Genomic DNA, 8,321 nt, shown 5'->3' on the forward strand with positions numbered 1-8,321 from the left:
CCCCTTCGGTGACCGGCGCGGCCGGGTCGCCAGCGCTGGAAACCCCTGGTGAGGAGTGTCATGGTGGAAAACACCCGAGTCTGCCCCTTATGACCAGCGACCGGACCGGGGCCTGGGCCCACAGCGGGCAGCGCAGAAGGAAGCGGTGCAAGCGGGATGATCCTGGCGGTCATGTTCGCCGTCTTGGCTGCCGGCAGCAACGCGGTGGGCACTGTGCTGCAACGGCGCGCGGCGTCGGAGGTGCCCGACTCCGGTGCGCGGTTCGGTCTTGTCCGGCATCTGCTGCACAGTCCGATCTGGTTCGGGGGCATCCTCGGGGTCGTCTTCGCGGCCCTCTTCCAGGCTCTGGCCCTGAACGCGGGGACCCTCGCGGCGGTCCAGCCGGTCTTCATCCTCGAACTCCCGCTCGCCCTCCTGGTCGGCAGCGCGGTCTTCCACGTACGGGTCTCCCGCAAGGCGTGGCTGTGCGTGGTGTGCATTTTCGTAGGCCTGGCCGTCGGGCTGTTCTCAGCCGCTCCCTCCGGAGGACGCGCCCAGGTGCCCGGAGTCTGGTGGGTACCGACGCTCGCCGTCATAGGCGGGGCGGGCGCCGCACTCGTCCTGGCCGGTCTGCGGCGCCCGCTCGGTCTGGCGCGCGCGGCGTGCCTGGCGGCCGCGGCCGCTATCGGCAACGCACTGACCGCGGCGCTGGTCAAGTCCGCCATGGGGGTGCTCTCCGAGGACGGCGTGCCGGCGTTCTTCCTCACCTGGCAGACCTACGGCTTCGCGGCCGTCGGATCGCTCTCCATCTTCCTGCTGGGCTATGCCATGCAAGGAGGTCCGCTGATCGCGTCCCAGCCGGCCCTCACGCTCGGTGACGCCACGGTGAGCTTCTGCCTCGGCGTCACACTGTTCGCGGAGTCGCCGCGCCGCGGGCTGTGGTTGCTGCCCGCGGTGCTGGGCGTCGCTCTGCTCTGCTACGGCGTCTTCGCCCTGTCCCGCACGCGGTGCCTCGCACGGTGTGTCGACCCGGGCGAGAAGGTGCCGGGGACTGAGGAGCAGCACACGACGGCTGCCCTCTGACGAACACCTGTCCTCTGGACGGACAAGCGGCGCGGCGGCACAGCTGCGGAGACCGCCCGCCATGCCGTTTTCCCGTGGCGAGAGCGCGGCCATTCACTGCGACGGCGTGGGCGCGCCCCCTGGCGACAGTTGCCGGGAGGCTGTTCGGGCATGAGGCACCAGTCGCACTGCCGCCTCATACTCGAACAGTCACACGAACGTCATATCGTGGCTTTCCCCTCCCCGCTGCGGACCCGACGATCCGAACGATGGGCGGAGCGACCGCACCTTCAGGCGATCCAGTTCGCACCCGCATTCGACACACCAGAAGCTTTCAGCGCCGTTCCTGTTCGAAGAGCTCGACGCCCCGCTTACCGGAACGTCGCATCCGTGCCGGCTGCTCACCCCCCGCGACGGCCCGCAGATCCCCGTACGCCCGCGCCGTGAACTGGGCGCTGGCCAAGGTGAGCTCGCTGGAGATCAGCTGGTTGCGCTCGTCGTTGACCTCGTCGATCTCGGCCTCCAGCTCCAGGATCCGCTCACGCAGGGCGCGGTTCTCCGTCCGCGTGTCGTCCACCGACTTCGCATAGCTGGCAAGACGGATGGAGGTTGCCACGGCACGGCGATTCAACGCTTCCTGGCGCCTCTGGAGTTCGTACTCCCGCGCTCGCATGTCCTGCTCGAAGAGGCTTCGCTCCTCGGCCAGCTGGTCCATGTCACGTCGGGTGCGCGCCTCGAAGCCGCGGAGCAGGTGGAACATCGCCGTGGCTAGCACCCCGGCGATACCCACGGCCAATAAACCGAGGCCGGTCGCGGCGGCTTCCCACGTGTGGGTCCAGATGCCGTCGCCTGTCAGGATTCCACCGGCCGTGCAGCTAGTGGTGCTAGCGATAGTCCGTTTGTACACCACTTTCGGTTACCCCCTTGCAGCGGCCCCCCGGTCGTCGGCTGCATCGATCTCCTCTTGGAGCTTGATCGCCTGAACGATGCTCGCGTTGAGCGTCTTGCGAATGATGGGATCGGTGATACCCCACGCATTCATGGCCTCGTCCGGAGAGAGTGTTGCTGAGGTTACCGCCCGGCTTGGGAGATCGGGTCCTTGTTCGGCAGGAATGAGGCCACTTTCAACCAGCATTGACCGGTGATCGAGTCGAAGAACCGTCGCCCACGTCGAGAATTGCGAGGGCAGCGGCAGGGTTTTACCGTCCAGCGTTCGGCTGATGGTGGTGAGGCTCAGTCCGGTCACGGCCGCGAGTTGCGCTCGGCCGCCCTGCCGCGGGCGGACGTCGTACCCTGCCGCAGCGGCGGCCTGCGTGAGATACGCGCCGACGCGCCCCGCCTGAGCTTGACGTTTTGCCCGGTTCCCGTGGGGGGACTCTTCCATGCTCCGCATGTCCGGAGAGTAGCGCGCATGCGTGCAAGTTGCATGCCGGTTGCAAGCTTGCATATTTGCAGGTCAACCCTGCGATGAGCATTCAAGCTGGCCAGATGCGCGATACGCCCCATTCATACGGATCAAAAAAACTTCCCATCTCACTTCAGCCTGGCAACTTGCGTACAAGTGAGCAACTTGCGTAAGTTGCAGGCGCGTGAGTTAGTCGCACGCATGCACATCATCAAGGGGGGTCGCCTGGCCGTGCTCCGCCCCAAGCATGGCCAAGCTCGGTGACGAAAGTGTTGCCGACCTGCGGCAGCGCACACGTTTTCGACAGGTCCCTCCTCGACCGGCTCGCGGCCGGCACGGAACACCGAGGCCGGCCACGCTCCGGACCCTGCGCGGCGCCAACAGGATCGGCTGCCCACCTTGGGCACGCCGACCTGCAGACCCGCGGCGCACCACCGATTCGTGCCTGCGACCGACGCCTGCCCAAGTCCGGCGTCAACGCTTGACCGACTGACAAACGCAGGGGCCGCCCCCAGCCGGGCCGTGGCCGAAGCAGCCCCTCCCCTCACCAGCCCACAGAGCTCATCTACTCATGAATGACGGGAGTAGGCCTTGATCACTAAGGCTAACGCCGTATCCGGCGGCTTCAAAACCGGGGAACCGGCTCTCATCGCCCGCGCCCAGCAAGGCGACCCCGAGGCATTCGGCGAGCTGTACCGAATGCACCACGACGTCATCGCCACGCTCATCGGCTACCGCGTCAGATCGAACCCGACACTGGCCGAGGACCTCACCGCCGACGTCTTCGTGAAGGCGTGGGCCAAGATCGACACGTTCCGATGGAACGGTACATCGATCCGCGCCTGGCTGTGCACCATCGCCCGCAACGTGGTCGCCGACCACTTCAAGGTCGCCGCGACCCAGCGCCTCACCTTCGTCGACCAGATGACGCATGTGTGGGACGCCTGGACGGCACCGGTCAGCACCGCCGAGGAGACCGTGCTGTCGGCCCTCGACGTGGCCGACCTGCACGATGCCCTGGCCGAGATCACACCGCGCCAGCAAGTCGTCATCCGGCTCCGGTTCCTGGGCGAGATGTCCGTCAGCGAGACGGCCCGCACCCTCGGCACCACCGACGGAGCCGTCAAGACGCTCCAGTGGCGCGCGCTGGACTCCCTCCGGAAGGCGTACGGAGGGGTGCCAGCATGACCACCTCACCCGAATCCTGTACCGACATCCAGCAGCAACTGACGGATCAGCTCTGCCAGTTGGCGCGGGAGTTCCTGGCCGACCTCGATGCTCAGGGCCGCCTGGTCGAGACGGGTGGCGCCGGCGTCCTCAAGCGGCTGCGGGAACAGGTCGAAACGCGGGGCAGCCTGTCCGACGGATACAAGGTCGCCGTCGACGTCATCGAATCCGAATGCGGCTTCCCCAGCGCGGTCGCCCTGCGGGTGGCGACCGCACTGCGACGGCACGGGCTCATCAGTGACCGCGAGGAAGAGCCTGAGGCCCACCACGAAAGCGCTCCCAACCCGGAGCCGCCCACCTCGATGCCCCGTGGCGCGATCGTGCTGCCCCGCCCCTCTCGCGACACGCCCCATGCAGCGAGCGCCCTGCCGCAGCCGACCGTCGTGCCCCTCTCGGACCTGGCCCCCACCATCAGGCCCACCAGCGCGCAGACCACCGGCACCCAGGAGCAGCGCGCGGCGGACTGGGACCTGGCAGAGGCCCGGGCGATCACCACAGCTGCCAAGTTGCAGGCCGAGAACGCCGATCGGCTCGAGGTCATGCAGATCGCCCCGGACCGCAACCGCGTCACCATCGCCATCCGGGCAATGGCCCTCGGCGACTGGGAGTACTGGCTGGGCGCGATCGGTGCACCCCTCAACGTGCCGACCCGGCGCGCCGGATGGGCACAGATCGCCTCAGGACAGATCGACGGCGTCGACATCCACCTCACCGCCCATGGGGTGCCCCGCCTGCTCGACCAAGCCGCGGAATCCGCCGAGGAACCGTTTTGCCTGGGAGGCCGGATCTACGACCTCGCCCGTGGTCAGGTCGACCGCCACGGCCAGGTGTGGCTCTACCTCGGCCAGTGCCAGGAGGGCGACATGCCGCTGCTGACCCTCTGCGGCACCAGTGGCCCGGTGTACCCGCTGAGCTCGATCGTCATGGCCAACGGCCCCCTCACCCCGGCCGAGGCGGAGGCCGTCCCGGTCGCGACCAGGGATACCGGAGGTGAACAGTGACCGTTGTCCTCGACCGCTGCCTCGGCCGGCCGCTGCTCACCTGCGACCAGGACTGTCCATGGCCCGTCCGCGAGCCGCAGGCGCACATCGACCAGGGTGGGTGGGGACAGCTGAACACCGGGTCCCGGGCCCACCAGTGCGAAGCCGAGGACTTCGAGGACCTGTGGCTCCGGCCCGGCGGACAAACGCCGAGCAGCCGCGGCGGACAGCAGCGAGAGCTTGTCACCCACACCTGTCCCCCGCTCGCCTGCCCGGCGGAGATAGACACCATCGGCCGCCACTTCAGCACGCGCGGCGACTCCTGCCGACAGGCCGACGGCATCACCGAACCCCACGCCTCCGCCACAGCGGTCAGGTACGCCGGACCCGCCCAGGGAACGCACGCCGCATCGCTTCCACGGCCGCCGCCCGGATCGCTACCAGCCGTCGAGAGGGGAGACGGATGAACGACTTTTCACCGCCCTGCTGCGGGCGATGACTCCTGCACGAAGGGCTCCACTGCACGGACTCGGCCTCGAGCCGCAGTCGTCCTACAGGGGCCTGGCATCACCTTGCTGTCCCTGGCGCATCACCGGCGGAGTGACCCGTCGGGAGGGACGGCCGTATTGCTTCACGATCCATCAGCGCGACCCTGAGTGTCCTGGCCGCTCTCAGGTGCCGCGATGGTTCTTCCCCGGGGGGATCCGGTGGGGAGGGCAGGGCCAGGAACGACCTGGGAATCCAGGGTCCGGGCCCTGCCACTCCATGTCTCTTCCAACGGGTGGCTGCGCCCACCGTTCCTGGGGGCTGAGCGGGAGTGGGTCCTGTTGCCAGGATCCGTGCTCAGCCGCGTGCCCCGAACGGTGTTGGGCACACTGGTCCCCCGCGTTCTCACCGCATCCGGCGCGCACGGATCGTGTCCGTGGTCCGGGAATGCGGGGGCGGGTTTCCTCACGCCCAAGGATCTCCGGTACGGCCTGGACGGTCCGATGCCCCGCACGATCGCTCTGGTCGTGCGGGGGCGGTGCCGTCCGTCGCCGGATCGAATGTCCTTGGGCGCGCCTTCCGATCGCCACCGCTGCCGCGTCGTGACGAGTGGTCTTGCGGATCTTGCCGGTCAAGGGCGCCTGCCAGTGCTGGGCGCCCCACTTCGAGGTGTAGGCGGGATCGACCGCGATGATCGTGATGCCCGTGTGGTCGGCCATCGACGTGAGGCGGGCGCGGAGTTTGCCGGTGGGCATGCCGGAAATGAGCTGCCGGAACCACTTTCGGCGACCGTGCTTCTCGCGGGTCTTCTCCGCGCCGAAGTCCAGGTCCTCGATGGCGATCGCTTTGACGCCGAGGGCTCGTGCCCAGTTCAGCAGCCGGGACAGCGCGTGCCGGACCTGGGCGTCGCGGTGGTCGGCGCTTTTGGACAGGTCGTAGGAGAACCTGCGGGGCCTGCCGACGGGGTTGCCGTGGACGTCCAGGCGCCGGGCGGCGAGGTGATCGGCGTTGGTGTCGACAGCGATCACGCCCTCGGCACGTGCCAACCGAAGCGGGATTGTCTTGGTGGGCGGGATCTGCCAGGAGACGGTCACGTACCAGCGCCCGCGCTGCACGTCATAGTGGATGCGGTAGGCCACCGCACGGTTGGCCTCAACACGCTGCGCCCACTCGTGTCCCCGGTGCGCAAAACGAACCCGCGAGGCGAGCACGTACCGGCCATGCGCCGCGTTCGCCGACGCGGCCAGTGGTGTCGGGAGCTTGATCGAGATCTCGCCATCCGGCGTGACGCGGATCGTCTCGTTCCCATACCGCTTTCCCGACTCCCCCTCGGCGGCCAGGAACCAGCGCTCGGCCTCCCAGCGCTCCCGCCACTCGACCTCGGTGAGCTGGGCGTCGGCGAGGTTGTGGCGGATTCGTGCCAGACGCTTCCCGCCCCGCACGACGCGTACGATTCCGGCTTCCCGATCCGCCCGCTCGGCGGCCAGCCGGTCCTCCAGCGTGTGCAGGCGGCGGGTCTTCGCGTGCCACTCCTGCTTGCTGCGGTAGCCGCCCGGTGCCCGCCGGCTGCCCTTCTCGCCGATCGGCAGGGACAGGCGGTGCGCGATGGTGCGGATACCGGTTTCGAGGCTTTGGATGTGGGCGAGCTGACAGCGGCGGGCCAAAGCCCACTGATCATGCGTGGCCTTGGTGATGCTGCCCGCCCAGCGCGACGACGACACCGCCGTCAACTCTCGCTTCCGCGCCGCCCACGTGCTGGTGGAATGCTCCAGTCCCTGCGCGCAGCGCACCTTGAGATCCTGCGACGCCAGCGAGCCCAGATGCGCGCCCACCAGCCGCAGCATCTTCTCGTCCTCCCGCGTGAGCTCCTTGAGCCGAGTCCGGATCGCTACACCCGACGGGCCCAGGGCAACGAACGGCTCACCGATAGGACGCAACCCCTGCTGACGCACCGAACACCCCCTCACCGGCCCCACGGATCGTCAACACCACGAACGTATCGGCCCCCACTGACAATCCAACCCCACAAGACCGACGCACCCACCCACGCAGCCACCCCCTCACTCAAATAGCTTCAGAGACGAGCAGTTGAGTACCCCACCGGAGTCAGATCCGGCCGCCGGTGAGTCGGGTCAGGGGGCCGTGGGTATGACGTGCCGCGCGACGGCCGACCGCATAGGACGCGGTGCTCACCGCGGCCAGGCCGGCGCCCACTCCGGCGAGGACGAGCTTGCGATGCGCGATGACCGTCCAGGCCATTTTCGCCGTGGCCGCGACATGGCCCGCGGTCGCGATGACCGCCTGCCGGCCCGCCTCGACGCCGGCGGCCGCGGTCTGCGTGGCCTTCGTGGTGGCCTCGGCCGAGCGCTCGGCACCGGCCTTGACCGCTGACGCCGCGTCATCGGTCATCGCCGTGGTCTTCTTCGCGGCCTGAGCAGCCGGAGCCGTCGCCTTGTCCGCGGTCCGCCGAGCCTTGGCCGCGGCCGCCCGTTTGGTACCCATGCTTTGATTCGTTGCGCCGTTCTGTTCACTCATGGACATCGCCTTGCCCCTCATTCCGGCAACAAACGCGGACGGGGAATCCGGCATGCACGGGTTCGAGGGTCACCGCGCCTGGCGCTCCGCGCCGTTCGCCGGTGCGGCGCCGCCCTCCTCCCGGATCGGTGCCTGGTGAACGATTCCCGGTCCAGGGCCCGTACGGGCGCAGCTTTTCCGGCACCGGAGGGTGTCATACGAGATAAAAGCGAGGGATTTGTGGGCGCCTCCGGTGATGTCCGACCATAGGGCCCGTCCCGGCGATCCCGGGCATCAGTTCGAAGAGAGGCGCACCACCCCATGCACGTCACCGGAACCGTCCCTCAGTCGGCTCCGGCCCCGCAGGAGACCCCAGCGGCCGCCCCCGCTGCCGAAGACACGGACGGCAACACCGGCCGGCACGCCCGCCGCTTCGGTCTGCCTGTCGCCACCGCCCTGGTCATGGGCAACATCATCGGCGGCGGTATCTTCCTGCTTCCGGCCTCCGTCGCGCCGTACGGCACGGTCAGTCTGCTCGCCTTCGGCGTCCTGACCGTCGGCGCCATCGCCCTGGCCCTGGTCATGGGCAACATCATCGGCGGCGGTATCTTCCTGCTTCCGGCCTCCGTCGCGCCGTACGGCACGGTCAGTCTGCTCGCCTTCGGCGT

Annotated in this window: 7 protein-coding genes and 2 pseudogenes; 5 read left to right on the forward strand and 4 right to left on the reverse strand. The window is 68.6% G+C overall.

The window, feature by feature from the left end; translation table 11 throughout:
- Window positions 1-171 precede the first annotated feature (171 nt).
- Complete coding sequence (locus ACWDA7_RS30855; protein ID WP_450608296.1) at window positions 172-1,062, forward strand: DMT family transporter; 891 nt, start codon at window positions 172-174, stop codon at window positions 1,060-1,062.
- Between the two features lie 313 nt (window positions 1,063-1,375).
- On the opposite strand, the gene ACWDA7_RS30860 is transcribed toward ACWDA7_RS30855, so the two are convergent.
- Window positions 1,376-1,837: a hypothetical protein gene (locus tag ACWDA7_RS30860; protein ID WP_450608298.1), complete on the reverse strand. Its 462-nt coding sequence runs from the start codon at window positions 1,835-1,837 to the stop codon at window positions 1,376-1,378.
- A 120-nt stretch (window positions 1,838-1,957) separates the two neighbouring features.
- Window positions 1,958-2,434 (reverse strand): transcriptional regulator, encoded by a 477-nt coding sequence (locus tag ACWDA7_RS30865; protein WP_450608299.1) that lies wholly within the window; start codon window positions 2,432-2,434, stop codon window positions 1,958-1,960.
- Window positions 2,435-3,037: 603 nt separating this feature from the next.
- On the opposite strand from ACWDA7_RS30865, the gene ACWDA7_RS30870 reads away from it, so the two are divergent.
- From ACWDA7_RS30870 to ACWDA7_RS30880, 3 genes are read left to right on the forward strand one after another with little or no spacing between them, the layout of a single operon-like run.
- Window positions 3,038-3,634 (forward strand): sigma-70 family RNA polymerase sigma factor, encoded by a 597-nt coding sequence (locus ACWDA7_RS30870; protein ID WP_359407555.1) that lies wholly within the window; start codon window positions 3,038-3,040, stop codon window positions 3,632-3,634.
- Window positions 3,631-4,674: a BN159_2729 family protein gene (locus ACWDA7_RS30875; protein ID WP_450608301.1), complete on the forward strand. Its 1,044-nt coding sequence runs from the start codon at window positions 3,631-3,633 to the stop codon at window positions 4,672-4,674. Before ACWDA7_RS30870 ends, ACWDA7_RS30875 begins: the two co-directional genes overlap by 4 nt.
- Window positions 4,671-5,120, forward strand: a complete 450-nt coding sequence (locus ACWDA7_RS30880; protein ID WP_450608302.1) for a hypothetical protein — start codon at window positions 4,671-4,673, stop codon at window positions 5,118-5,120. The genes ACWDA7_RS30875 and ACWDA7_RS30880 overlap by 4 nt, the downstream gene beginning before the upstream one ends.
- Before the next feature lie 339 nt (window positions 5,121-5,459).
- Here ACWDA7_RS30880 and ACWDA7_RS30885 read toward each other — a convergent pair.
- Both ACWDA7_RS30885 and ACWDA7_RS30890 read right to left on the reverse strand, forming a co-directional pair.
- A pseudogene (locus ACWDA7_RS30885) lies at window positions 5,460-7,091 on the reverse strand (hypothetical protein); the annotation flags it as partial.
- A 154-nt stretch (window positions 7,092-7,245) separates the two neighbouring features.
- Window positions 7,246-7,674, reverse strand: a complete 429-nt coding sequence (locus ACWDA7_RS30890; RefSeq protein ID WP_450608304.1) for a hypothetical protein — start codon at window positions 7,672-7,674, stop codon at window positions 7,246-7,248.
- 300 nt (window positions 7,675-7,974) lie between these two features.
- Here ACWDA7_RS30890 and ACWDA7_RS30895 point away from each other — a divergent pair.
- Window positions 7,975-8,321: pseudogene (locus ACWDA7_RS30895) on the forward strand (hypothetical protein); the annotation flags it as partial.

This window comes from Streptomyces sp. NPDC001156, from assembly GCF_053598275.1.